Below are 26,197 nucleotides of genomic sequence, written 5' to 3' on the forward strand. Positions count from 1 at the left end.
TCAATAGCCCCGCTGCATATCGACCGTCATCGGCAATTCACCGGTCTTTCGCCAATTGTGGATGTTTTGAGCGACGATTGCGGCAGATGAGCCTGGGTCGGTCGGCGCCGAGATATGGGGAAGAACGGTAACGTTCGGATGGCTCCAGAACGGTGAACCCTGGTCTAGAGGCTCTTTCTCGAAGACATCGAGAACGGCGTGGGCGATATGACCGCTGTCCAGAGAGGACAGAAGATCATCGGCTACGATAACCGCGCCCCTGGCGAAATTGATGATCGATGCGCCCGGCTTCATGCGCTGCAAGCGACGGGCATTGATGAGGCCACGGGTCTCTGCCGTCAACGGAACCAGGCAGACGGCGATATCGCTTTTTGCCAGAAGCTCGTTCAGCCCCTCTTCGCCCGATACCGTCGCCACGCCTTCAAGGTCTTTCAGCGAGCGGCTCCAGCCCATGACATCGAAACCGGCGCTTAGAAGACGTTTCGCGGATTCGGTGCCAAGCAGGCCAAGCCCGATCAGACCGACCGTGACGTCTTTGGGATGGCGGTATTCCAAGTCTTTCCAGATCTTCTTTTCCTGCTGTTGTCGGTAGTCCGGCATGTTGCGATGCAGGTAATAGGTCCAGGCGAGAACCGCTTCTCCCATGACGCGTGCCAGTTCCGGGTCTGTCAGCCGCACGATGGGGGGAGCGGTTGGCCCAAGTTCCGAAACGATCCGTTCCACGCCAGCCCAGAGGCTGTGGATCCATTTCAGTCCGGGAAGCCTGGCAATGTCAGCGGGATCGGGATTGGCGACGATCGCGATCTCAGCGGCTTGCCGCTGCTCCTCCGTCATCTGCCGTATGGAGACAATCTTTTCCCCCGGCATCGCCTTCGAAAGCGTTTCGATCCATGTCGCCTCCTCATCATCGGCTGATCGGGAAACATAAGCGATAGGGGAGGTCATGGGTCATTGTCCTGAATAAGATCGGCTGAGCCGACATAAAGTCGGAAAATGATCTGGAAATCCACCCCGCTATAGTGCCTGACATGAGAAATGCCCGCTTGATGGCGGGCATTTTGTTGCTTGATCAAACCGTTTCCGGCACGGGCTTTTTGGCGTCGGCATAATAGGCGCCGAACTGCTCGTGGTAATGTTCAGAGCCACCGGGGTCTGCATAGCGCTGAAGCTCCGCCATATCCGTCTTGTTCAAAACGATACCCAGTGTCTTGCTGGCGATTTCCGGTTCGTGGTTCATCAGGTTTTGAACCATCTGGATCGGTGTCTTGCCCCATTCGGTGACGAACACGAAGCCATCCACCTGCGAGGCAAAGGCCTTGGCATCGATCACCGGTACGACTGGCGCCAAGTCAACGATGATGTAATCGCAGGCTTCACGGGCCGATTCCATGAACTTGCGCATACCCGCGGACGCGAGCAATTCGCTCGAATGGGCGAACTGATTGCTGACGGAGACCGGCAGAATGCCCATCTTGGTGCGGCTGTCGACCTTGACTGCCTTGGTCCATGGAACATCATCCAGAACGACTTCGACGAGGCCTGCCGACTGGCGTGTGGTCAACATGCGGCTGAGGCCGGGATTGCGAATATCGGCATCCACCACCAGCGTCCGCTTGCCAGTCGTGGCGATCAGGCCTGCGAGATTGAGCGCCACGACCGACTTGCCTTCATTCGGCAAGCAGGAGATCACGCCAATCACACGGCACTGACGCTCTTGGATCACCACATCGGCCGTCAGTTTCACGTTGCGCAGCGTCTCGGTGAAGCTGGAGCGCGGGCTGTCCACGGCAAGCCGCAGCATCTTTTGGAAAGAGACCTGCCCGTTGTCTTCGATATTGGTATCAGGCACATCCGGCGTGGCCGCGCCAGTTTCCGACTTTCCGGTTTCGACGCCTTTTTCGCCAATGAACGGCAGGTAGCCCAGGAAGCGCATCCGCAGATTGTCACGCACGTCGGCGCCGGTGTGGAAGTAGCGATCCCGGAATTCCAGCACCGCGGCTAGGCCGCCACCGAGCATCAGGCCAAGCACGATCGACAGCGCCATCGTCATGGTCTTTTTCGGGCTTGAGGGCGATGTCGGCAGGCCGGCTTCGGAGATGACGCGTGCCTTTGCAATCGGGAAGGACTGCTTCTGCGAAGCCTCTTCGAAGCGGCCGAGATAGGACTCGTAAAGGGTCTTCAGCGCCGTTGCCTGCTGTTCCAGCTCCCGAAGCTTGACCATCGTTATGTTGGTCTGGGAGTTGCGGCCGGCCACCCGGTCGATGTTATCGCGCAAGGACTGCACACGTGACTGGGTGACATCGAATTCATTTTTGAAGCTACCAGTCAGCTGCTGAAGTTCCTGGTAGATCTGGCCCGCCAAATCCTTTTTCTCGGCCTCGAGAGCGATAGCCTGCGGATGATCCTTGCCAAACTGCTGGATCACGCCGCGCTCTCGGTCCGAAATGCCGATGTAGCGTTTGCGCAGATCCTGAATGACCGTATTGTCGGTGTCGCGTGCCGAAACGACAGCGTTATTGACCGCGTTGTCCGGCCCCTGGTCGATAATCGACTTGTATTGAGAGTAGCGCGCCTGTGCCGTCGCTGCATCGGCCTGCGCTGCAATCAATTGCCCGTTCAGATCGGCAAGCTGGCCTTCCGACATCAACTCGCCTCGCGACGATACAATGTTGTTGTCGGACTTGTATTTTTCGACGGCGAGCGAAGCGGCCTGCGCGCGCTGATTGAGATCCGTCAGACGTTCCTGTAGCCAGACCGAAGCGCGTTCCGATGCATCGAAATTGGCGTTCAACTGTTCGGTCAGATAGGAGTTGGCGTAGGTCTTGGCGATGTTGGCGGCAAGCTGGCGGTCGGTGGAGCGAATGGAGATCGCAATAACCGAGCTTCGACCGACGCGTTCCACCGTCAGCGCCTGTTGAATAACGGCAGCGGCCTTTTCACGCTTGCCGTTGCGGATTGCCTCTTCTGAGGCGGGCGTATCGCTTGGTGTCAGCAGGTCGACCACGGCTTTGACGGAGGATTTGACGATATCGACAGGGCCCGTCGGCGGGTTGACGATGGTGTCATTCTCGTCAAGCTTTGCCTTGTCCACGACCGTCAGAGCCATCTCTTTCGACTTCAGGATTTCAACAGCGCTGGCGATACGGTTGTCGATGACCTGGGCTGCAGGGACCGGGCTCTCCTCCTCGGCGTAACGAGACAGGCTTTCGTCGAGAAGCACCTGCGTCATTGCGGTATAAACCGGGGTTGCCAGAACAAGGTAAAGTCCGGCCAGAACCATGCTCGCGACGACGCAAGCGCCAATGATATTGGCCCGGCGTACCACAGCAGCCCACAGGCGGTCGAGGTCGATAAAGGTGTCGGAATCCTTTGCAGGGTCCGGGAAATGGCCGTTCGATCTAAAGGTTTTCTGGTTCATGGACCTACCTTGTCATTTTTATGGGCGCGTGACGCGTGGCAGTGGATTGCCTTCGGCTGTCCCGCTGCGTTCAGTTTCTGGCCGGCATTGCCGAAGATAAGGCTGAAGGAAAAAGCGTTTTCTTCAGCTTTTGCAGTCTGATGGAAATCGGCATGCGGAGATGTTTGACTGCGGCAGGGTCGCGAAGCGCGATCCTGATCGTGTCTGATACGGAGCGTCGTTTGATGCTGTCGACCAGCATCAGGAAGTGCCTGGCCTGGATAAGGCTTCTCGTTCTTTCGGCCTGCGCGTCCATCGCGGCCGGCAGAAGCGCGTATTGGCGCAAGAATTCCTTGTCTGCGGCGATCATCGCATCGACGTGATGGAGTTCGAGCACGCGCGAAATCGAGCCCTGTCGGATATTATAAATATATCCAGGCATTGGTTCGATGACACAGGAGGCGCCAGACGCGAGCGCTGACGCCAGAAGAAGGTAATCCTCGCCGATGCGCAGATCCTGGCGAAAGCGAAGGCCGTGGTCATTAAGGAAATCGCGACGGAAAATCGGCTTTACGTAGCCAAAATTGAAAGTCGACTTGAAGAGGATGTTGGAACGGATGAAGTCTTCGAGTGTGAGCAACCTTCTTGCTTGCAGGAAGGCGGGCTCGAACATCGTCTCGCGTGGGCGCCCGTCGCTATAGACGACATCCAGATTGTCGACGGCGATATCCGCGTTGGCTTTCTCGGCGCGCACGATCATCTGCGCCATGCGCTCCGGATAGACCATGTCGTCGGAATCGAGTACCGCGATCCAACGTCCCTGGGCAGCGTCGATCCCGGCATTGCGTGCGCCCCCTGGACCGAGATTGCTGTCGAGGGCTATCAGTTTGACGCGGGGATCGCGCTCGGTCACTGCTTGAACGACAGCGCGCGTCTCGTCCGGCGAGCAGTCATCGACCACCACCACCTCAAGCGAGACATTCTCTTGCGCCAGAGCGCTGTCGATCGCCGCGACAATCGTATCGGCTGCCTTGTAGGCCGCGATGACGAAGGTCACATCCGGTTCGGTTTGCAATGCGCTCATGCAGCCTCCACAGTGCCATATTGGCGGATTTCACGAACGCCGAAGATGCCGCTTAGCGATCCCGCATGAAGCGAAGTGCGCAGAGCCGAACGGCTGCGACGGACAGGATCGAAAGCGGTGAGAAAGGTGGTGGCCGCGCAATAGGTGATCTTTGCGGCCGTCGACAGGATCAGCGGAAGGCGTCTGAGCCCCGCCTTCTGCTCGGCCTGCAAACGTCCGTGCGTCTGGCCGGAGCGGAAGCGCCGTTTGGCAAGCCAGATGAAGCTGGCACGGCTTTGCGGTACAGGCTCTGTCAGCAAGGCATTTTCTGAATAAGCGATGCGTCCACCGTCCTGATGCATATGGGTGAAGAAATGCGTGTCTTCCCCGCCGCTTTGTCCGAGCGACAGGGCGAAGCGCCGGCCTTTGACCGCAGGAGAGGCCATGCGCAGAAGCGTGTTGCAGGTGTAGCCAGTAATGATGTCGCCATTGACCCAGACAGGCCGCGTCGAGTGGAAGTCGCCCTTTGTCATCCAGCCCGGCGCATCCTCCGCGTAAAGCGCCGTCACCGGGCCAAGCACGGCATCGGCTTGGGTTTCCTGTGCCGTCTTCAAAAGCTCGGTCAGCCAGTTTGCAGGCGCGGTCTCATCATCATCGATGAAGGCCAGATAGTCGGCCTCGCACTCGGAGAGGCAGGCATTGCGGGCAATCGAGATGTTGGATTTCGGGCAATGGACGTAATGGATCGGGAAAGGCGCTCGCTGTTGCAGGGCGTTGACCAGCTCCCGCGCGGATGGCTCTGCGTCATTGTCGGCGACGATCAGACGCACGGACACGTTCTCTGGCACATCCAACCGGAACAGCGAGAGCAGCGTATCCACCACCGTCGGGCGGCGATAGGTGCAGATGCCGATATCGACTTTCTCATGAGTTGCGGGATGATAGGTCACGAGACAGCCTTTCCTGCAAGTGGCTGGGGCGTGGCGAAAGAGCCCAGAAGCTCACACCAAAAACCTGTCGACCAGGCCAGATGCATGGTCATTGCCGAGACGGCCGCAAGCGGCCCGTAAGGATTCTTCTCTCCAATTGCCATCCAGAGGCCATAGCCCAGACATGCGGCAATCCAGAGGCAAAGTGGGATAAGGGCGATCCAGTGGACAAAGCCGAAGAGCGCGAGAGCCGCACAGGGCAACACCGCAAGCGGGATCATCTGGCGGATTTTCGGAATGGCGCGGTGCTTCAGCAGGTTCTTCGCTCTTCCCCGACCATAGGCCATGTATTGGCGAAACAGCGGACCGATGCTGGCGCGCGGATAATAGGTCATGCGTGTCTTGTCGGTCATCCAGATGCGGAAGCCCGCCTTGCGCAGGCGGTGATCGAGTTCAGCGTCCTCATTGTGACTGAAGCTTTCATCATAGCCGCCGACCGCCTTGAAGGCCTCGATCCGCATCAGGGCATGATGTCCGTGATCGATCCAGCGACCCTTGGCACCCTCGCGATGCTTTGAGCCGCCATTGCCGAGCTTGGAATTCTGCGCTGCCGCGGTCGCCCTCTGAAACGTGCCATGGCCAACAGTGTCCATGGCGACAACCACCGAATCCGCGCCCATCGCCACAGCGTCTTCCAGCAGACGATGGCAATAGTCGTCCGGATAGTCGCCATGCGCATCGATACGGATCATATAGTCGTAGCCCTCTCCGAAGACCTCTACTGCCAGGTTGATGCCCGCACTCTGGATGCGCTTGGGGTTGGCAAGCAGAATGACGCGCTGATCCTGTCTGGAGAAAGCGGCAACGATGTCACGGGTTCCATCCTCGCTGCCACCATCCGCGACGATGATCCGGTCATCGGAATGATTCAATGTGCTGGAAAATTTCAACAGCAGATCGTCGATCGTCCGTGCTTCGTTGAGGCAGGGAATGACGATCAATGTCTTCACGCCGGGAACAGAGACTGATTTCATGATGTCCTCCCGCTCAAAGCCATCGAAGGAACGGCATCGACCGGGCGCCCATCCGGTCGCATCGTCAGGGATTGAAGCACGCGGACAAGCTCCCGGCAGTCGTCTACGTCTGTAATCCACTGTTGCCGGTCGATCGCGGCCAACGTCTGGAAGCTTTGCAGATAGGAGGCATCGCTCAGTGCGGAGAACATTGCTTCAAGCGATGCAACGCTGGCTTTCTCAAGAACATGACCGATATTCCGCTGCTGCAGAAAGCGCGCCGTTTCGGTGCCTGCGACCGCAATCGGAAGAGCGCCGTGGAGACCGCCTTCGTAGAGTCTGTTTGGGAGGAGCCAGCTTGAGTTCTGTCCTTCTTCAAAGAAGTCGATAGCCCAGGTGAACTGGACATCGTTATAGATCGAGGCCAGATCCTCCGGATTTTTGTATGGGCCATAGAAAGTGAGATGAGGCGCACGTGCGACGAAGCTGTCGAAGTCATCGAATTCTGAATAGGCCGGGCGGCCGCGCAGGACGACTTCGACCTTGCCGTCCATCTTTGCGGCGAAGTCTGCAAGGATCTGCAGTGACTTGCGGCAACGCAATGCACCGAACCAGCCAATCTTCCATGGTTCTCCCACTTGCGGCACACGCGGGGACGGGGCGGGCATGTCGTCGCCATCCAGTGCCAGGACTTTGTTTTCCTGCAGCAGCACGGGAAGGTTAAGACCGGAACGGGGCTTGAAGTAATTCTCCACGAATGCCGGTGAACTTGTGATGAGAAGTTTGACGTTCCGCCCGAGCGCGCGCTGAACGGCGTTCAGCAGTTTGCCGGGCAGTCCTTCGTTCAACAGAAGCCTGTGGATGTCGAGACACTCATAGACGACCGGAACATGCGCGCCAAAGTGGCTGACGGCGCGCCGGGCAAGCGCCAGCATTTCCAGATTGCGAGCAATGATCACGTCCGGCTTCTTCACCGGCGACAACTTGGCTGGAAGTGCGAGGCTCGCTTTTGCCACGCAAGCCATTCTCTGAGCAAAGCGGCCATCGGCCGTTTGCCCAAGATCGATCGGGACGAGGCCATCGATGTCAGCCAGCCCGTTATCCGCGCGCCTGAATCCTGCAAGGCTGACGGTCGCGCCGCCCGCTTGCAGCGTCATGACGCGGCGGCGGATGGCGGGGTCTGCCAGATCATGCGCAAAATAGAGAATGTGGGTCATGTCCGATCCGTTCATCTTCGTCTGACTTTGGGCAGGATGCATCAGTTGGTTTGGCAGGCGACGGATTCCGAAAACTGGCACTTGTCCCCGAGTGCGGTGAAAGCGAAGCGATCGACCTGCATCGTGACGGGGCCGGAATAATCGAACTTGCCCATCCAGCTTTTCAGCGTGTCGGTGCCCCAAAGGCTGAAGAATATCTTCTGCGCGTTCTGCGGGATCTTCGATGGGTCGGTAACCTCATGAACCATCTTGCCGTTCACGTAGTAACGCAGCCGCTGAGGCTCCCAAACGAAGGCGTAGTCATTGAAGCCTTTGTCTGCACCACCCGGCACATCCACCAGCTTTTCATTGCCACCCTTTGCCGACACATACTGGTTCAACTGGACCTGATTGCTGTCCTTGCCCAGGATTTCCATGTCGATCTCGTCATGCGGCTTCTTATCGGTTGGCCCGATATAGGTGAAGAATGCCGAATTCAACCCTGAACCCGGTGCGGTCTTGATCCGCGCTTCATAGGTGCCGTAGCGATAGCGGCCCTTGGTCTGGATTTCTCCGCAGGAATAGTTGCGGTCTCCAAGCTTTTCGTTGCTGAAGCCCAGTTGCAGATGCCCATCTTCGAAGGCCACCAGCTTCTTGGACCATGTGCAGTTCTGGTGCGGGCCGTTGTTCCACCCATCCGAAACGTACCAGAAGGAGCGGTCCATGCTGTCGAAGTTTTCGATGAAGGACTTGCCGTTCTCTTCCTGAGACAAGGCTGGAGATGTGGCAGACGTGATAGCGATCAATGCGGCAGCGATGATGCGCGGCTGACATAGGGCGGGGTAGGTCATCGGTTACCTCCGTCGTTGTGAATAGGCGGGATTGGCAGAAGACTGGCTGGCGGCGATAGGTTCCACCGCGTCGTGATGAGAAAGAGGTTTGGGCTTGCCGCTGCGACTACCGGTTAAGACCGCGTAGAGAGCGGGTAGCCGTGCGCGGACCTGCGCATTGGTGATGATCAGGAGCAGGAAGGTCAAAGCCACTGCGCCGATATAGAAGGCGGGATAGAAGTCGAGGTCACCCTTGTTCCAGACCATCCAGAGGATGACGAGGAGCGGATAATGGGCGCAGAATATCCAGAAGCTCAGGCTACCGGTTTGCGATAGACGCTGGCCAAGCCGGTTCTGCACGAGCAGGGACGATGCCACCCAGAAACCAAGAACGCCGAAGACAGCCAGAAGATTGCGCAAGAGATTAAGACCGAATGTGAATTCCGGGCCTGTCCAATAAAGCGCCGTGGCAAGCCCGGCGGCGACGATCAGCGTTCCCACCGTCAGGGACTTGGCGTAAGGGTCGAGCATCTTCAGGTCGATCTTGTGAAGAGCGAGCGCAATGCCAAGTGTGAAACTGAACAGGATCGATTTCTTCTGCACGATCAGCAGGCTGAGGTCGGGGATTGCGGTCAGCAGCAATAGAATGGCCAGCGTCGGCAAAGCGAAGCGACGAACGAGAATCGCCAGAAGCGGCGACAGCAAAATGCAGACGAAGAGATCGCGGAGGAAATAGAGCGGCACATTGACGGGCAATTCTTCCACTGCAACGCCATGGCTTAGCATTTCGCGCGGGCTGGCGTTCCACAGGTCAGGAAAATAGCCAACACCAATACCTGCGCGCTGAAGCAGCATGACCGCAATGAAAAGCCCGCCATTCCACAGCAGGAATGGCAGAAGCACGGTCTTGGTCTTGGACTTGATCGTTGCCGGATAGTTGAAGGCGCTCCAGCCACGCCGGAACAGCAGATAGCCGGAAATCGCGCTCAGGCACGGCACACCAATGCGGAACAGGGCATCACCAAGGAACACCCGGAACCAATCAAAAAATCCGTATAGACCCAGAAACGGACTTGTCTCCGGATCGTGCGGAACGTGAACGAACACGATGCCGGATATCAAAATTATGCGCATCAAATTGATACGGGACGATAGGTTCTGATCAACAGTCACATCAGTTACCCTAGTTGGGCGGTGTCTCCCCTCACCGCGTTTCACACAGAGCGAACTTGAAGCCCGTGAGCAAAAGTTTGGTTTTCAGTTGAGGGCAAAATGTGGCAGCGCGGGAAAATCGCGCCGCAAGATATCAGGGGTAAATGTCTGGATGCTGATTTGCTAAAATAGGCGTCTTTATTAAGTGTATGATTTTATTGACGCTTAAGCTTCATTCGTTCCGGCATGCTGAAGCATTGGTCCTGTGGAGAAGAGGCAAGCTGTTATGCTGCATCGCAAAATAACTCTGCGATGCGCCTTATTCTCTTCGTCGCTTTTTGGACAGAGTCGCTTTGATGGTCAGATGCGGTTCATTGTCAGCTGGCGACGGGTGCAGGTGCGCCTTGGTCTTTGCGCGATCTCACCAGACCGATGATTTTGCGCAAAAGCGCGCGCTCGGTCAGCAGGATCAAAACACCGTAGATTACGCCGCCGGCGACAGCGCCGACGAGCACCTGCATATAGGCATGCGGAAGCGAGGCGCCCATCCATTGCAGAATGTAGCGGACCGCAAGGGCCATGATGAAGGCCGAAATCATCGGCCGGCTGCTGACATAGAGGCCCGAGAAGAAGGGTGTTTCGCTCGCCTTGAACACGGCCCAGGAATAGGCAATGAGCGTCGCGGCATTGACGATGCAGAGCCAGATCATCGCGTCGATCAGCGAGCCATAAACCGCGGCAACCCAGACCGCAGCAGTGGTGACGACGGCACGGATCGTGGCGGACCAGAAAATGCACACGCCCATAGCCGGCACCCTTCAGATAGGGAATGAAAGTGCTGCATGGGGTGAGGATGGCTTTCGACAGGGCAAGCAGGCCGAGCACCGGCCAGGCATAGGCCCAGTTCTGACCGAAGATCACCAGCATTGCCGGTTCTGCCACCGCCCAAAGGCCGAACATCATCGGTGCCAGGATGACGGTCAATACCTGCGTGCTGAACATCAGCGCTTCGCGCCGCCGCTGCCGGTCGTCCATCATGCGGCTGAAGGCGGGGAAGAGAACGCCCATCACCGCCGAGAGCACAACCTGGTTGGGAATGCTGGCGAAGCGATTGGACGCGGAGTATGCGCCAGCGTCGGCAAGCCCGAGATAGCGGGCGATGATCACCATCGGCGATTGAAAGGTGACGAAGTTGGCGATCTCCGAGCCCATCAGGCCCGAACTGAAGCCGAGCAAAGGGATCAGCCGCTTTGGCTTCATGACGAGGCGCGGCGTATAGCGTGACACGGCGTAGAGCCCGACGAGCCGGATCAGTGCTGCGGCGAAAAGCTGGATGATCAGAGCCCACACCCCAAAGCCGGCAAAGGCCAGCACGACGGCAATGATGGCGGCGGCGCTTTCCGACGTCATGCTCCAAATGGCGTCCTTGCTGAAATTCATCCGCCGCGCCAGAAGCGAATAAGCCACATCGCCTGCCAGTTGCAGGGGAATGAGAAAGGCCATGATGCGCAGCAGATAGGCGCTTTCCACCGCACCCAGCAGACCACCGAAGAACTCCGCGCCAAAGTAAAGGATCGCAGCCATGGTGCAGGAAATTGCCAGATTGGCCCAGAAGACGGTATGGATCGTATCCATATCCTCTTCCTTTTCCACAATCAGAGCGGAGGTCAGGCCAGCGCCTGCAATCATCGTCAAAAATTGCACGACCGTGAGTCCGACAGCGACGACGCCGAATTCTTCCGGGGTCAGCAAACGTGCAAGAATCGGGACTGTGACAAATTTAAGCCCGAATGTGCCTGTCTTTGATAACACGCTCCACCCGACATTGGCCGTGATGGTTTTGACGCTTGGGGCTGGAGGCATGGGTCCATCCTGTGTCTGGAGGCCGGCAAAAATCGTGGAGCCGGCGGGAGGGTTGCCACTCATCGGGGCCGTAAGTCTACGGCGGGCCCGACACTTCTTGATGAAACAAGGGGCGAAACAATGGCGAAATTTACAGTCGTTATTCCATACTACCAGAAGAAGCATGGCATACTTGGCCGAGCGCTCGCATCGGTTTTCTCGCAGGAATGCCAGGATTTCGATCTCGTCATTGTCGACGACGAATCGCCTTATCCCATTGAAAATGAACTGGCAGAGCTGAGCGACGAGCAGAAAAACCGCATCAAGGTGGTGAAGCAGGCGAATGCCGGTCCGGGTGGCGCGCGCAATACAGGGCTCGATCATGTGCCCGCCGAAACGCGTTATGTGGCCTTTCTTGATTCGGACGATATCTGGACGCCGGAGCATTTGAAAAATGCTGAGCTCAGCCTCGATGAGTTCGAAGGCGAATGCTACTGGGCGTCGATGCAGGCAAGCGACGAGTTCTATTACCACTTCGCCATGTCGGAACTCGAGAAGAACGAGGGTGCCGCGCGCTTGAGCGAATCACCGCGTGTCATAGAGCTGCCCGATCTTGCAAGCGTCATGCTGCGCAACTGGAGTTTCCTCCATCTGTCCTGCATGGTCATCGGCAGGCCGCTGTTTGAAAAGATCCGCTTCGATCCCGCCCTTCGCCTAGCGGCCGAAGACGTGCTCTTCTTCTGCGATTGCATCCTCGCATCCAAGCGCACGCTTCTATGCGACGATGCCGGTGCCGCGCGCGGCATGGGTGTGAACATCTTCCATAGTATCGACAACACCTCGCCGGAATTCCTGCGCCAGCAGTTCAACACATGGGTTGCGCTCGACACCTTGCAGAGCCGTTTTTCCAAACGTCCCGCCGATGTGGCTTCCATCGCGTCCTACAAAAACACGGCGCGCAGACAGGCGCTCTGGAGCCAGGCCGGCAAGCTGAAACGTCGCAAGGCGCCCGAGCTTGGCCTGCTGTTCAAATGGATGATGCGTGATCCGGCGATCTTGCGTGCTGCCTTCGAACTTGGGGCGGGCAAGATCGTCCGCTCGAAGTGATCGTCTCTTTCCGGGCTTTCCTTCAAGCCCTTTTTTCTTTCGGGAGAAATCCATGAAACCTTACCATTGGGAATCCCATCACGGGAATTTCGGCGACGACCTCAATCTCTGGCTCTGGGATTTCCTGCTTCCGGGGCTTCGTGATGTTCGTCCAGACGTTCTGCTTGTCGGCGTCGGCACCGTTCTCAACGATGTGCTTTTTCCACCCGGCCAGCGCAAGCTGGTGATCGGCAGTGGGTACGGGTATGGGGCGGTCCCCGATACATCGAACCCCGATCTCTGGGATATTCGTTGTGTGCGTGGTGAAATGACCGCCGCCAAGCTCGGATTGCCGGCTGAAAAGGGCATCATCGATCCCGCCGTGATGGTGACGGAGATGCCGGAGTTCCAAAACCTCCAGAAGATCTACAAGAAGACCTTCGTTCCTCATTGGGAATCGGCAGAGTTCGGCATGTGGGAGGCCCTGTGCGAACCGGCTGGTCTCACCTATCTCGATCCGAGAGGCGAGGCGAAATCCGTCATCAAACAAATCGCGCAGTCGGAAATGATCGTGGCCGAATCCATGCACGGCGCGATCCTTGCCGATGCATTCCGCGTTCCATGGGTCGCGGTCAGCACCTCGCAATCGATCAACAGCTTCAAATGGAGCGACTGGGCGGGAAGTGTCGGCGTGTCTTACGAGCCGCGTTATATTCCAGTCTCGACCCGCGCAGAGGCGGCAAAGAAGGGCTCGAAGTTCTGGGGCATGAGCTTTCCGCCGCCACCGCCGCCGGTCATCGTTGAACGCACGTCCGCGGCGCCTCATGACGATGGCGAAGTGCTGGTTCGTGCGGAGAGCCAACGCCCGTTGCGCAAGCTGGCAAAGCAGGTTCTCGCAGCGCCGTCTGTTCTGGCGCTATGGCAGGCAAGCCGTGCAGAGCCACGCCTCAGCCCAGATGGGCGGCTGGAGGAGCGCAAGGACCGCTTTCAGGCGGTGCTCGAAACCGTCAAACGAGACTACTTCTGACGTGACACACGCCGCTTGCTCCTTCAGGGAGACAGCGGCGTTCCTTTCAGGAGATAGCGGATATCGGCAGGCTGTGCGGGCTTCTTGCGGAAGCGTGCTGTCTTGTCGTGCCAGATCCCATTGGTGATGGCAGGAACAGCGGGAAGGCGCCGCAGAGCATGAGCCATGGCGCCGCCCAAGCCGTGCGTTGACTTGGCATCGAGGAAATCACGAAGCTCGAATTTTTCCCGAATGTGTCGCTCGTGCTGTCGGAGAACTGCCTGCTCTTGCGCCGAAAGAGCGTAGTCGGCGAGGATCTTGCGATCGGCCTCGTAGAGCAGCCTGAGATCCTGTGTGCTGTGTCGCCCGCTTAAGGAATTGCCGCGCACGATGGCACCATAACCGCAATTGCGGATGACCTTGTAGCGCGCACCTGAGGCGAGCGCCCGAACGTAAAGCTCGTAATCTTCGCCAAGGCGCAAAGCTTCGTCATAGCGAAGCCGATGCTGATCGAGAAACGCCCGGCGAATGACGGGTTTGAGAAAGCCGGTCTCACCACGCTCAACGCCTCTTGTTGAGATATTTCCCTCAACAAATTCCGTGAGCGTCAGGAAGTGATGCTGGGGCGCAAAGCGTCGCGGAACGATATTGGCAGCCGCAGGTGAGCCTTGTTGAATGAATGCGATGTTGTCTGCCACCAGATCCCAGTCATCCTCTGCCACCATGGCGGCAAAGCGGCCCTTGAAGAAGAAGTCGTCGGCATCCAGGATGCTGATCAGCGGTGCAGAAGAAATACCGATCGCATGATTGCGTGCGGCGGAAGGGCCACGGTTGACATCGAAGCGCTCGACGATCAGGCGTCCGGTTTGATCATCGCAGTGCTTCGCAACCTGAAACGTGTCATCGGTCGATGCATCGTCGATGACGACGACTTCGGAGACTTCCGGCTCTGCCAGCGCCGATCGGATGGCTTCACCGATTGTCGATGACGCGTTTCTTGCCGCGATGATGACGCAGATGGATTGTGAGCCCATGACTTTGCTCCCGTTCTTCAGCATTTGCCACGATTACTGAAGAGAAAACATGTCAGGGATGAGGAGAGGGAAGTGCTATTTCGCACCTGCGAAATATATTCGATGTCGCTTCAGTTAGTTGAGAGCGGTCAGATGTCCTTCAGCGTCGGGCGGCGACGGCTGACAGCGGCGATGTTTTCCGAGCCCGACTGCTCGGGTGAAGCAGGCCTGTCCTTCTGGAACTCCAGCGTCTTGCGCATGCGCTTCTTCTCACGCGATACCATGAAGACGACACCGATAAAGTAACAGATCTGAATGACGACAAGCGAGATAGCGGTCTGGATCAGCGTTGTGTAGAACGAGCCATGGATCCAATAGGTCGCCACTGCAAACACCAGCAAGGCGCAGATCATGCTGACGAAAACGCGGGGCGCGTACATGTCTCTCTCCTCGCCTGACGCTATCCCATGCTGCGGGATACAATTTTTCATTGGTTCTTTTTCCATAAAATATATGGGCAAATTGGCATCGTTTCAACCAAGTAATAGGCTCAAATACCCCGCGAAGCGTGAAATTCGCGTAAGGTTTCACGGTAAAAATCTTCTCAACAGAGATATTCTCGCATCGGATAATGCGTGGTGGTGCGGTAGTCGTCACAGGATGCGTGAGCGAAACGCGACGTCGAGGGGCCAATAATCGGTTCCCCTTCGCGTCTGCAGACTTCGTTAACTATGTAGCCCGTAAAACTTGGGAACCGATTCTCAAGCTGTCAGGTGTGCGTGTGCCCAAGCGTTCCGAAGTAATTGCGTTTCCCGTCAAAAATCGCGTCCGCGACATTCAGCGTTGCGTCGATATGCTGGAGACCCTCCACGGGGATCAAGCCAACCGTTTCTGGCGGGATGAGTGCCGCGCGCTTGCTCAGCATTTGACGGAACTCGGATATGACGAGACAGCCATGCGCCATGAGGTGATGGAGTTTCAGAACGCCGTTCAGACACAACTCTGGGCGCAATCCCAGACGGAAGAGGCTGTTCGCCGGGATACGTATTGAGAGTGTTTGACGATCTCTCCGATCGCGCCTAGCTCTTGTCGCGCAATTTGTGGCCCCGCCGGGAAGGTCCTGCAACGGAATTTCTCACCACAAGATCGGGTGTCAGCAACACTTCCGGCTCTGTAGGCTCTTCATTGTTGAGAAGCTGCAAAAGGAGCGCCATGGCGTGTTTGCCGATGGCGCTGCGGGGCTGGCGAATGGTCGTCAGCGGCGGCGACATGAAGACGGCTTGCGGGATGTCGTCAAAGCCCGTGACCGAAAAATCCTCTGGCACATCATAGCCGCGCGCCGAGAGGCCGATCATCACACCGATGGCAGTCTGATCGTTGACGCACATGAAGGCTGTCGGCAACTTGTCGCGCATGAAAAGCTGCTCGACCGCAAGCCTGCCGCTTTCCAATGTACCATCGCCCTCAAGGATCATGCGGCTACTTTTCGGCAGACCAGCCGCGTCCATTCCTTCGTCAAAGCCTGCCCGTCTGCGCATATAGGCGAGGCGAACTCTGGAATCGCCAATAAAGGCGATCTGCTCATGGCCCTCGGCGATCAGCATATCGACGACCTTGCGAGCGCCCGCCGTGTCATTGACCCCCACATAGGGAATGCCGCCATTGAAGATCGGTTCGAAGACGCCGACGCTGGGCGGGAGACGCGCCGTCATCGCCTGATGGCCGAAGGGCAGAATGCCGGTAAAAAGGATAAGGCCAGCCGTCTGGTTGGCGTTGAGAAATTTCAGATATTCGAGGCCGCGCTGCGCATCGTTCTGCGTGTGGCCGATCAATATGCCGTAGCCGTGGGCACGCGCCTCATTCTCCAGTCCAATGAGGATATTGGAAAAGTTGGGGTCGCCAATATCCGGCGCCACCACGAGAATCATGTTCGAGCGACCGAGTCTCAAGCTACGCGCCACTGCATTGGTGGTGTAGCCCGTGACGGCAATAGCCTGATTGACCTTCAATCGCGTCGAGTTGGCAACCTTTTCAGGGTTGTGAATGGCGCGCGATACGGTGGCAATCGATACCTCCGCAATACGGGCTACGTCTTCAATCGTGGCTGGTGGCGAATTGGACAAAGATAAGCCTCGGGTCTATCTGCGACCGGACACTACACACGCCGCGCGTTGCGTCAAATGGATTGATCACATCTGTGTAACAACTGAGAATGTAAACCTTTACATCAATAATGTAAAGGTTTACACCAGCGTTGCGGAATGGGAGCCGCGTGGAGGAGTGGATGGAAACCGTCGAAAACGGCAGTGCTGTGCTATGCGCACGCAGGGTTTCAAAATCGTTCAACGGGGTGCAGGTCCTCTTCAGCGTCAATTTCGAGCTGAAGGCAGGCGAGATCCACGCGTTGATGGGTGAGAACGGTGCCGGTAAATCGACGCTGGTCAAGGTCCTCTCCGGCTTCGAGCAGCCGAACTCCGGTGACATTCTTCTGGACGGGCAGCTTGTGAAGCTGCCGCCGAACGGCGCCGCGGAGGCGCTCGGCATCGTCATCATTCATCAGGAATTCAACCTTGCAGACCACCTGACCGTGGCGGAAAGCATCTTCCTCGGTCGAGAGGTGACACGCTTAGGCGTGCTGGACAGAAAGTTCATGCGCGCTGAGACGCGGCGCATTCTCGATCTCCTCAACTGTCATGTCGATGAAGACGCGATGATTTCGAGCCTCTCCATCGCGGAGAAGCAGATGGTGGAGATCGCCAAAGCCATTAGCCGCGAAGCGCGTATCGTCTTCATGGATGAGCCGACGGCTGTTCTTTCCCGCGAGGAGACGAATTATCTGTTTAAGCAGGTCCGAAAACTGCGCGACCAGGGCACCAGCTTCGTCTTCGTTTCGCATAAGCTGGATGAGGTGATGGAACTGACCGACCGGGTTACGGTCCTGCGTGACGGCCATTGGGTCAAGACCGCGCCCACCTCGATGCTGGATGGCGAGGCAATCGCCCAACTGATGGTGGGTCGCGAGCTTTCGAGCCTCTACCCGGCAAAACGTGAGCCGGATGTCGACGAGCAGATTGTGCTGAATGTCAAAGGTCTCTCCACGGGTTACGTGAAGGACGCCAGCTTCGAACTGCGCAAGGGCGAGATCCTGGGCTTCTCGGGCCTGATCGGTTCAGGCCGAACGGAGTTAATGGAGGCCATCGTCGGCATCAAGGCGCGGCAGGCAGGGGAGGTGGACGCCAATGGCGTGACGCTTCCTTCGCATGATCTGCAGGCATCCATCGACGCGGGTTTGGCCTATATGACCAAGGACCGGAAATCCAAGGGCCTGTTGCTGGGCTCGGGCATGGGGCTGAATCTCACCTTGCAATCTCTCGACCGGCATGGCCGCTTCGGCTATCTCAGTTCCGGCAGTGAGGCGAGAGCGCTGGAAAAGGCGCGCCGTCGCTTCGACATTCGGGTGCGCGACGGCAATGTGATGGTTGGCCGCATGTCCGGCGGCAACCAGCAGAAGCTTCTGTTGGCGAAGGTGATGGAGACCGAGCCGAAGATCATCATCATCGACGAGCCGACACGCGGCATCGATGTCGGTACCAAGCAGCAGATTTATCATTTCATCTCGGCGCTTGCGCGAGATGGTCATTCGGTCATCGTCGTCTCTTCCGAAATGCAGGAAGTCATCGGGCTTTGCACCCGCGTTGCGGTAATGCGCGAAGGCCGGATCGTTGGCATGCTTGAGGGCGACGAGATCAACGAGCATGAAATCATGCGCTATGCAGCCGGATTGAAAACAAAAACAGCGGCCTGAACGGACCCGATAAAGAGGGGTCATCGCAGGCAAGAGGGGCAGGACGGGAGGTCTGTTGTGGGTATGAGTGTAAGTGAAGACGGCAAGGAAAAGAGTGTCCGTCGGTCTCGATCCTTTCGTGACGTCGATCTGCGCGCCGTGGCGCCTTTTGTCGCGCTGCTGCTGCTTTTGATCGTCGGCGCACTGGTCAACCCGAACTTCATCAGCATCAACAATCTGGCGAATGTCGCAACCCGTAGCGCTTTCATTGCGATCATCGCCGTCGGCGCCACCTTCGTCATCTCTGCCGGAGACCTCGATCTTTCGGTCGGATCCATGGTTGCCTTCGTTGCAAGTCTCATGATCCTGCTGATGAATTCCGGCATAATTACCGATCCCGCGCTGATGCTGACAGCGGCAATTGTGTTCACCATCATTGCCGGTTCGCTCTGTGGTCTTGCTAACGGCCTGATCACTACAGTCGGCAAGATCGAGCCTTTCATCGCAACGCTTGGTACGATGGGCGTTTTTCGCGGCCTGACGACCTGGCTGTCCCAAGGTGGTGCAATCACGCTGCGCGAACCACAGTTGCAAAGCATGTATCGTCCTGCCTATTTCGGCACGATCTTCGATGTTCCTGTCCCGATCATCGTCATCCTTGCGGTGACGGCGATTGCAGCTTTCATTCTCTACCGCACCCGCTATGGCCGGCATGTAACCGCAGTCGGATCGAACCGCGACGTTGCCAAATATTCGGGCGTCGCCGTCAACCGCGTCCGCACCATCGCCTTTGTCATCCAGGGACTTTGCGTTGCAATTGCCGTTCTTCTCTACGTACCGCGCCTTGGCTCTACATCCGCCACGACAGGTATGATGTGGGAATTGCAGGCGATTACGGCCGTCGTCGTCGGTGGCACGGCGCTGAAGGGCGGGGCAGGGCGCGTCTGGGGCACGATATGCGGCGCTTTCATTCTCGAGCTCGTCGGCAACATCATGCTGCTCTCCAACTTCATCAGCGAGTATCTGATCGGGGCCATCCAGGGCGCGATCATCATCATCGCCATGTTGGTGCAGCGGTCGCTGATGCGCCAGCGCTGATAACACGCTGCATGTTTTCAAAGTCTTGGAGCGCCTCTACCCGTCTGATGGGTGTAAGGCGCTCCGGAAAACACCGGGTCGAGAGGTTGCCCGGCTTCGGAATCGAGACCTTATCTGTTGGGAGGAAGACACATGCGTAAAAGACTATTGGGAATGGCTGTCGCCATGGTGGCGCTGGCGGGGGTAGCACATGCAGAAGACAAGAAAGTAACGATCGGCGTTTCGATTCCGGCCGCCGACCATGGCTGGACATCCGGCGTCGTCTTCCATGCGGAACGCGTTGCCAAACTTCTGATGCAGGAGCATCCGGGCCTCAACGTCATCGTCAAGACCTCGCCGGATGCCGCAACGCAGGCAAATGCGGTGCAGGATCTGGAGACGCAGGGCATCGATGCGCTGGTCATCCTGCCGTCCGATCCTGATCCGCTGGTCAACGCCATCAAGGAAGTCAAAGGCAACGGCAAGTTCGTCGCCCTTGTTGACCGCGCTCCAAGTGTCAATGACGATACCGTGCGCGATCTCTATGTCGCCGGCAACAACCCGGCACTCGGCGAAGTCGCGGGCAAGTACATCGCTGAAAAGACGCCAGATGCTGAGGTCGTTATCATTCGCGGCCTGCCGATCCCGATCGATCAGCAGCGCCAGGACGGTTTCGACAAGGGTATTGCGGGCTCCAAGGTGAGGGTTCTGGACCGCCAGTTCGGCAACTGGAACCGCGACGATGCCTTCAAGGTCATGCAGGACTATCTGACGAAATATCCGAAGATCGACGTAGTATGGTGCCAGGATGACGACATGGCTGTCGGTGTTCTGCAGGCCATCGAGCAGGCCAAGCGTACCGACATTCAGTATGTCGTTGCCGGTGCAGGCTCCAAGGACATGATCAAGAAGGTCATGGATGGCGACAAGATGATCCCGGTCGACGTTCTGTATCCACCGTCGATGGTGGCAACTGCCATGGAATTGACCGCTGCCAACTTCTACGATCAGGTTCCGGTTCGTGGCACCTATATCCTGGACGCCACGCTGGTGACGAAGGACAACGCGAAAGACTTCTACTTCCCGGATTCGCCGTTCTAATCGAGATCGAGCTCTTCACCGGAGGCCCGCTGTCGAAGCGGGCCTTTTGCGTTTAGAGCGCCCTGCGACGTGTTGGACGGACCAAGGTCGCTTTACTTCACAATGCTGCAGCTCAAGAGAAGCGATTGGCGCGGAAGGGGTCGACGGGGATCGACGTATCGCGCTCGCAGACCAGTTCCGTGACAAGACGCGCGGTGGCCGCCGATTGCGTCAGGCCAAGATGGCCATGACCAAAGGCGTAGATGACGGAACGCGCGTTGCGCGATGGTCCGATCACTGGAAGACTGTCCGGCAGCGAGGGGCGGAACCCCATCCATTGCTGACCGCCTTCCGTTTTCAAACCCGGCAGAAAGCGGCTCGCCTTCTTCAGCATCGCTTCAGAGCGCCGGAAATTGGGGGGAAGATCGAGGCCACCGAGTTCGACAGCACCCCCGACACGCACGCCGCTCGACAGTGGCGTGACGACGAAGGCGTGGTCGTTGAAGTAGATTTGGCGTTTCAGATCGAAGCTGCCGACCGGGAGGGTGGTGTTGTAGCCGCGCTCGGTCTCCAACGGAACATCATTGCCAAGAGATGCGGCAAGTGGCTTTGACCAAGCGCCGGCTGCCAGGATCACCTTGTCAGCGTCGATCTTGTCGCCATTGGCAAGCGTCACGATGGTGCTTTCTCCGACCGCTTCGATCCTTACAGCCTCGCCTTTCCTGAAGCTCGCACCGCGCGCAATCACCAGTTCGGCTATGGCTTTGGTGAATTCGTGCGGGTCGCTGACTTGCAGACCGGCGGGCGTATAGACCGCATGCTTGAACTGTGGCGCGAGGCCCGGCTGCAACTCATCGATCTCGGTGCGGCCGATCCGGGAAAACGTAAAACCGGCTTTGGCCTTCTCTTCCCAATGATGGTTCGAAGCATCGAAGCTCGCGCTCGTGTCGTAGAGATCGAGCGTGCCGGTGTTGGAAATGAAGGATGACAGTTCAGGCATTGCAGCCACCTGCTGCATCTCGGATGCGGCAAGCGCCATCATCCTCGTTTGCACACGCATGCCATGTTCGAAAATCCGCTGCGAGCTTGCCTTCCAAAAGCGCCACAGCCAGGGCGCAATCTTAATAGCATAGGCTGGCGGAACGCTGAGCGGCCCGAGCGGATCGATCAACCATTTCGGCGCCTTCTTCATGATGCCGGGCGCGGGCATGGGGATGATTTCGGGAAAAGCGAGGATTCCGGCGTTGCCGGCACTCGCGCCGCGGGCTATCTCGCCGCGCTCCAGAAACGTGACTGACTTACCTTCATTCTGCAAATAGAGCGCCGACATGACGCCGACGATTCCTGTGCCGATGACCAGCACTTCACATTTGCCCAGAGAGCCGTTTCTATCCATGTCTCATCCATTCCGAACGAGATAAGCGCCGATCGCAAATCCGTCGCTTGCCTAACATTATTGGATATTGTTTGTCGACTGGCGTGTGCCACGTGCTATCCGGCCCAGGATTTGAAGACGGTCATATCCTGCTTCAAGGCTGCTTCGGTGATTTTTCCACATTGTCCGGTGTGATCAAAACGTAGCTGAACCTCTGCATCTTGCCGTCGACCGGAAAGTACATCGGCGCCTCGAATGTGTTGAGGCTGATGTTCCTCAACGTCACACCCATTTGAGCCTGCAGCCAATCCACCATACCAGCCGACTGATCGCGCCCTGTGACCCAGACAAACAGTACAGGATGATCGCTCGTCAGCGCGAAGGTGGGATCGAAGTCGTCGTAGGTGGTGGTGGCAACCTTGGTGTCGGGGAAGATGAAACGCAGATTTCCACCTGTGTACCAGTCGGATGTCACGATGAGAGAGGGCGAGATCCCCTTCTCTTGAAGATGCTGCCGGAAGACCTGCCAGTCGTTGTTGGACCTGGATATCTTGCCGAGCATCGCCTGGACCGGCACGGAGCCAATCAAAGCAACAGGTAAAATGGCCATGACGACGAGGCAGACGGGTAGAACTTTCTTGACGAAAACGGTCGGATCAAACGACCTCTGTTCAAGCCATAGAGCCGCGAGGATCGGGAAAGGCATAACGAGCGGGAGCAACCATCTGTCCCTTACCTCCGTCATTGTCGTTGCTACGATGACGATGAGGAGAACCGCCGAAAGCGCGATGAAGTAATGGAGGAAGAAACGAAGCCAGGGCGAAGCCTGTTGTTCGTCGGTTCTGGTGCCTGCCTGCTTTCCACGCGACGCGAAGAGTACCAGTAAAGGCAGGATCATCACGATGGCAGAGCCTGAAAAAACGTGTGTGATACCGGTCAGGATTTGCATCCACCGGCTTTCAGGCGCTTCTTCCGCCATCCGTCTGAGTGTCACATCCGACGCAAATTGCAGGTTTTCGAAAAGCCAGATCGAATGCGGCAGGAAGACAACGAGGCTGATTCCAACCGTCAACAGAATGCGCCAGTCAAAGATGCGCTCGCGGCCTTTCGGATGAAGCCAGACGGCAAGAAAGATGGCCGGAAGAATGAGGATGAAGTTGTATTTCGACAGCATCCCCAAGCCGACCGCAACCCCGGTCAGTATGTAGCCCATGGTGGTCGGTTTCTGGAGAAGCCGCACGCTCAGATAAATCGACCAGAGACTGGTCAGCATCAACATCGTCGTGTGGGTCAAATCGCGCTGCGCTTGCCAGAACAGTTGAGGGCTAAAGAAAAACGCCAAAGACGCTACCAGGATCAGAGACTTCTCTTTCAAAACGAGGTCCGCAAGCTTCACATAGGTAGCGAAGACCAGGAAAAGAACGAGGTTCTTTGCGACCGCAAGACCCAGCATGGACGTGCCGAAAATCGCAAAGATCGCTTGCTGATACCAGTTATAGAGCGGCGGCTGTGCGTCATAGCCGAGCGCCAGCCACTGGGCAAACAGCACCTGTTGCGCTTCGTCTATGCGTAGCGCCGGTGGCAGCAGGAGCCGAACCGCGACCTGAACGAGAAAGTAGACGCCAAAAAGGGCAATCACCGTGTTCGGATTTTTCACCAGAGAGCGGGAGAGTTGTCTGTAGAGACCGCTTATGCCCGACGCTCTTTGATCCAAGGATGTGCAGAGTGCCATTGTGGATCCAACTATTCGTCATCCGCATCCGCCAGATCGGCGAATGTTTGCGGGCGCGTTTTAGCACGGTCTAATTATTTTGCTCGTGAAAAATCGCAGCGTCGAGACAGAAAATTCCAGAGGATCGCTTGCGGAGCGAGGATGCCCGGCGCACCGGGCACCCTTTGGCATTAACGTCCGGCGTTATAGGCAGCAATGGCGGCCATGTTGACGATATCGCTGTCCTTGGCACCCATGGCGGTGATCTGGACCGATTTATCGAGACCGACCAGCAGAGGCCCGATCACGGTAGCGCCGCCAAGCTCCTGCAGCATCTTTGTTGAGATCGATGCGGAGTGGATGGCGGGCATCACCAGAACATTCGCCGGTCCAGACAGCCGCGCGAACGGATACTGGCTCTGCATTTTGTGGTGGTTGAGGGCGATGTCTGCCGCCATTTCACCGTCCACTTCGAATTTCACATTGCGCTTGTCGAGAATACGCACCGCTTCGCGAACCTTGTCGGAGCGTTCACCGGTCGGGTGGCCGAAGGTGGAATAGGCAAGCATCGCAACGCGCGGCTCGTAGCCGAAACGCCGCGCCAGTCCTGCCGCTTCTTCTGCAATATCCGCCAGGTCTTCGGCCGACGGCATGTCGTGAACGGCCGTATCCGCGACAAAGACGGTGCGATTGCGCGAGACGACGAGAGACACGCCGATCACGCGATGACCGGGCTTGACGTCGATACACCGGCGCACATCTTCAAGGGCTGTGGAGTAGTTGCGCGTCGTGCCGGTGACCATCGCGTCCGCATCGCCCATCGCCACCATGCAGGACGCAAAATGGTTTCGGTCATTGTGGATCAGTCGCTGGACGTCGCGCAGCAGCAAGCCTTTGCGCTGCAGGCGGGCGTAGAGGTAATCGATGTAGGAATCGACCCGCTCGGAAAGTCGCGCATTGGTGATTTTGATGTTCGGACGGTCGAGATCGATGCCGGCGCGCTCGGCATTGGCCTTGATGATGTCGTCGCGCCCAAGAAGGATGGCGGTGCCAAGTCCTTGCGCGGTGAACGAGATCGCGGCGCGCATGACCTGTTCTTCTTCGGCTTCGGCAAAGACCACGCGCTTTGGCGAGCGGCGGATCCGTTCGTAGAGACGCTGCGTGGTGGATGCCATGGGGTCGCGGCGTGCAGATAGTTCGCGGGCGTAGGCATCGAGATCGGGCAGGACGCGGCGGGCAACGCCGGTCTCGATCGCAGCCTTTGCAACGGCGACGGGGATCGCCGAAATCAGGCGTGGGTCGAAGGGAACAGGGATGATGTATTGCGGCCCGAAGCGGGGGCGGTTGCCCTGATAGGCTGCGGCCACATCGTCGGGCACGTCTTCGCGCGCAAGATCGGCAAGCGCCTGGGCTGCTGCGATCTTCATCTCGTCATTGATCTGGCGTGCACGAACATCCAGCGCGCCGCGGAAGATGTAAGGGAAGCCGAGAACGTTGTTGACCTGGTTTGGATAATCCGAGCGGCCCGTCGCCATGATGGCGTCGTCGCGAATGCGCGACACTTCTTCCGGTGTGATTTCCGGATCGGGATTGGCCATGGCGAAGATGATCGGCTTCGGTGCCATGGACCTGATCATCTCTTCAGTGAAGGCGCCTTTCTGCGAAAGGCCGAAGACCACATCCGCACCCTTCATCGCTTCCGCGAGCGTGCGGCTGTCGGTCTTCGTCGCATGAGCCGACTTCCATTGATTCATGCCCTCGGTGCGGCCCTGATAGATGACGCCTTTCGTGTCGCACATGATAATGTTGGCGGGGTTGAAGCCCATGGCCTTGATGAGGTCCATGCAGGCGATCGCTGCCGCACCGGCGCCGTTGCAGACCAGCTTCGTGTTGTTGAAGTCGCGCCCCGTCAGTTCAATGGCGTTGATAAGGCCAGCAGCGGCAATAATGGCAGTGCCGTGCTGATCGTCATGGAACACCGGAATGTCCATGAGTTCGCGCAGACGGCTTTCGATGATGAAACATTCCGGCGCCTTGATATCTTCGAGGTTGATGCCGCCAAAGGAGGGCCCGAGATAGCGCACGCAATTGATGAAGGCGTCAGCATCTTCCGTGTCGACTTCCAGATCGATGGAGTCGACATCGGCAAAGCGCTTGAAAAGGACGGACTTTCCTTCCATCACCGGCTTGGACGCCAGCGCTCCAAGGTTTCCAAGGCCGAGGATGGCAGTCCCGTTGGAAATGACCGCCACCATGTTACCACGCGTGGTGTAATCATAGGCTGTGGCGGGGTTCTCAGCGATCGCCTTCACCGGTACTGCGACACCGGGGGAGTAGGCCAGCGACAAATCCCGCTGCGTTGCCATCGGCTTTGTCGGAACGATTTCCAGCTTGCCGGGGCGGCCTTCCGAGTGGAAATCCAGGGCTTCCTGATCCGTAACCGATGTTCTTGTGCTGGGGTTCTTTGGCGCGTCTGACATGAGCTTTGGGTACTTTCCGTCTATCAACCGTATAAAATCTCTGCCGTAGTTATTGTATTTTTCGCGAGCATGCCAAGGTCCGAATGTTGTTCAGTGCAGCAAAACTGAAGGCGACGACATCGTAAGGCGATTCAATCGATTAATTGGGAATACTTGGTGATAT

Annotated in this window: 20 protein-coding genes and 1 pseudogene; 6 read left to right on the forward strand and 15 right to left on the reverse strand. The window is 57.6% G+C overall.

Features of this window, described 5'->3' with window-relative positions:
* The 9 genes and pseudogenes from QE435_RS06725 to QE435_RS06765 all read right to left on the reverse strand — a co-directional run bounded on the left by QE435_RS06725 (window position 1) and on the right by QE435_RS06765 (window position 11,443).
* Window positions 1-945 carry a glyoxylate/hydroxypyruvate reductase A gene (locus QE435_RS06725; RefSeq protein WP_349040705.1) on the reverse strand — a complete coding sequence of 315 codons (945 nt, stop codon included), beginning with the start codon at window positions 943-945 and terminating at the stop codon, window positions 1-3.
* Window positions 946-1,069: 124 nt separating this feature from the next.
* The gene (locus QE435_RS06730) at window positions 1,070-3,418 is read right to left on the reverse strand and encodes a Wzz/FepE/Etk N-terminal domain-containing protein (protein ID WP_349040706.1); all 2,349 of its coding nucleotides are present in this window, start codon (window positions 3,416-3,418) and stop codon (window positions 1,070-1,072) included.
* A gap of 70 nt (window positions 3,419-3,488) precedes the next feature.
* On the reverse strand, window positions 3,489-4,481 hold the full coding sequence (locus QE435_RS06735; protein ID WP_349040707.1) for a glycosyltransferase family 2 protein: 993 nt from the start codon (window positions 4,479-4,481) through the stop codon (window positions 3,489-3,491).
* On the reverse strand, window positions 4,478-5,410 hold the full coding sequence (locus QE435_RS06740) for a glycosyltransferase family 2 protein (protein ID WP_349040708.1): 933 nt from the start codon (window positions 5,408-5,410) through the stop codon (window positions 4,478-4,480). Before QE435_RS06740 ends, QE435_RS06735 begins: the two co-directional genes overlap by 4 nt.
* Window positions 5,407-6,423: a glycosyltransferase family 2 protein gene (locus QE435_RS06745; RefSeq protein WP_349040709.1), complete on the reverse strand. Its 1,017-nt coding sequence runs from the start codon at window positions 6,421-6,423 to the stop codon at window positions 5,407-5,409. The genes QE435_RS06740 and QE435_RS06745 overlap by 4 nt, the downstream gene beginning before the upstream one ends.
* Window positions 6,420-7,619, reverse strand: coding sequence for a glycosyl transferase family 1 (locus tag QE435_RS06750; protein WP_349040710.1), 1,200 nt, complete (start codon window positions 7,617-7,619; stop codon window positions 6,420-6,422). The genes QE435_RS06745 and QE435_RS06750 overlap by 4 nt, the downstream gene beginning before the upstream one ends.
* Before the next feature lie 41 nt (window positions 7,620-7,660).
* Window positions 7,661-8,449, reverse strand: coding sequence for a glycoside hydrolase family 16 protein (locus tag QE435_RS06755; protein ID WP_349040711.1), 789 nt, complete (start codon window positions 8,447-8,449; stop codon window positions 7,661-7,663).
* 3 nt (window positions 8,450-8,452) lie between these two features.
* Window positions 8,453-9,601 carry an acyltransferase gene (locus QE435_RS06760; protein ID WP_349040712.1) on the reverse strand — a complete coding sequence of 383 codons (1,149 nt, stop codon included), beginning with the start codon at window positions 9,599-9,601 and terminating at the stop codon, window positions 8,453-8,455.
* A gap of 356 nt (window positions 9,602-9,957) precedes the next feature.
* A pseudogene (locus tag QE435_RS06765) lies at window positions 9,958-11,443 on the reverse strand (lipopolysaccharide biosynthesis protein).
* A 120-nt stretch (window positions 11,444-11,563) separates the two neighbouring features.
* Here QE435_RS06765 and QE435_RS06770 point away from each other — a divergent pair.
* Together QE435_RS06770 and QE435_RS06775 are read left to right on the forward strand one after the other, a co-directional pair.
* Complete coding sequence (locus tag QE435_RS06770) at window positions 11,564-12,529, forward strand: glycosyltransferase (protein ID WP_349040713.1); 966 nt, start codon at window positions 11,564-11,566, stop codon at window positions 12,527-12,529.
* 52 nt (window positions 12,530-12,581) lie between these two features.
* Window positions 12,582-13,535, forward strand: coding sequence for a polysaccharide pyruvyl transferase family protein (locus QE435_RS06775; protein WP_349040714.1), 954 nt, complete (start codon window positions 12,582-12,584; stop codon window positions 13,533-13,535).
* 23 nt (window positions 13,536-13,558) lie between these two features.
* On the opposite strand, the gene QE435_RS06780 is transcribed toward QE435_RS06775, so the two are convergent.
* Complete coding sequence (locus tag QE435_RS06780) at window positions 13,559-14,548, reverse strand: glycosyltransferase family 2 protein (protein WP_349040715.1); 990 nt, start codon at window positions 14,546-14,548, stop codon at window positions 13,559-13,561.
* A gap of 128 nt (window positions 14,549-14,676) precedes the next feature.
* On the reverse strand, window positions 14,677-14,967 hold the full coding sequence (locus QE435_RS06785) for an exopolysaccharide production repressor protein (RefSeq protein WP_309770133.1): 291 nt from the start codon (window positions 14,965-14,967) through the stop codon (window positions 14,677-14,679).
* Between the two features lie 341 nt (window positions 14,968-15,308).
* Between QE435_RS06785 and QE435_RS06790 the strand changes: the two genes are divergently transcribed.
* The gene (locus QE435_RS06790; RefSeq protein ID WP_306928331.1) at window positions 15,309-15,578 is read left to right on the forward strand and encodes a DUF6074 family protein; all 270 of its coding nucleotides are present in this window, start codon (window positions 15,309-15,311) and stop codon (window positions 15,576-15,578) included.
* 28 nt (window positions 15,579-15,606) lie between these two features.
* On the opposite strand, the gene QE435_RS06795 is transcribed toward QE435_RS06790, so the two are convergent.
* Entirely contained in the window at window positions 15,607-16,650 is a 1,044-nt protein-coding gene (locus QE435_RS06795) for a LacI family DNA-binding transcriptional regulator (protein ID WP_349040716.1), read from the reverse strand.
* Between the two features lie 161 nt (window positions 16,651-16,811).
* Here QE435_RS06795 and QE435_RS06800 point away from each other — a divergent pair, with 161 nt between their 5' ends.
* From QE435_RS06800 to QE435_RS06810, 3 genes are all read left to right on the forward strand, one after another.
* On the forward strand, window positions 16,812-18,332 hold the full coding sequence (locus QE435_RS06800) for a sugar ABC transporter ATP-binding protein (RefSeq protein ID WP_349040717.1): 1,521 nt from the start codon (window positions 16,812-16,814) through the stop codon (window positions 18,330-18,332).
* 63 nt (window positions 18,333-18,395) lie between these two features.
* The gene (locus tag QE435_RS06805; protein WP_349041147.1) at window positions 18,396-19,409 is read left to right on the forward strand and encodes an ABC transporter permease; all 1,014 of its coding nucleotides are present in this window, start codon (window positions 18,396-18,398) and stop codon (window positions 19,407-19,409) included.
* A 132-nt stretch (window positions 19,410-19,541) separates the two neighbouring features.
* Window positions 19,542-20,489: a substrate-binding domain-containing protein gene (locus tag QE435_RS06810; protein WP_349040718.1), complete on the forward strand. Its 948-nt coding sequence runs from the start codon at window positions 19,542-19,544 to the stop codon at window positions 20,487-20,489.
* 112 nt (window positions 20,490-20,601) lie between these two features.
* Here QE435_RS06810 and QE435_RS06815 read toward each other — a convergent pair whose 3' ends face one another.
* The 3 genes from QE435_RS06815 to QE435_RS06825 form a co-directional block, all read right to left on the reverse strand.
* Complete coding sequence (locus tag QE435_RS06815; protein ID WP_349040719.1) at window positions 20,602-21,864, reverse strand: FAD-binding oxidoreductase; 1,263 nt, start codon at window positions 21,862-21,864, stop codon at window positions 20,602-20,604.
* Between the two features lie 133 nt (window positions 21,865-21,997).
* The gene (locus QE435_RS06820; RefSeq protein ID WP_349040720.1) at window positions 21,998-23,575 is read right to left on the reverse strand and encodes a glycosyltransferase family 39 protein; all 1,578 of its coding nucleotides are present in this window, start codon (window positions 23,573-23,575) and stop codon (window positions 21,998-22,000) included.
* 170 nt (window positions 23,576-23,745) lie between these two features.
* The gene (locus tag QE435_RS06825) at window positions 23,746-26,034 is read right to left on the reverse strand and encodes an NADP-dependent malic enzyme (RefSeq protein ID WP_349040721.1); all 2,289 of its coding nucleotides are present in this window, start codon (window positions 26,032-26,034) and stop codon (window positions 23,746-23,748) included.
* Between the last annotated feature and the right edge of the window lie 163 nt (window positions 26,035-26,197).

It is taken from the genome of Agrobacterium sp. SORGH_AS 787 (assembly GCF_030819035.1).
In the GTDB taxonomy this organism is placed as follows: domain Bacteria; phylum Pseudomonadota; class Alphaproteobacteria; order Rhizobiales; family Rhizobiaceae; genus Agrobacterium; species Agrobacterium larrymoorei_B.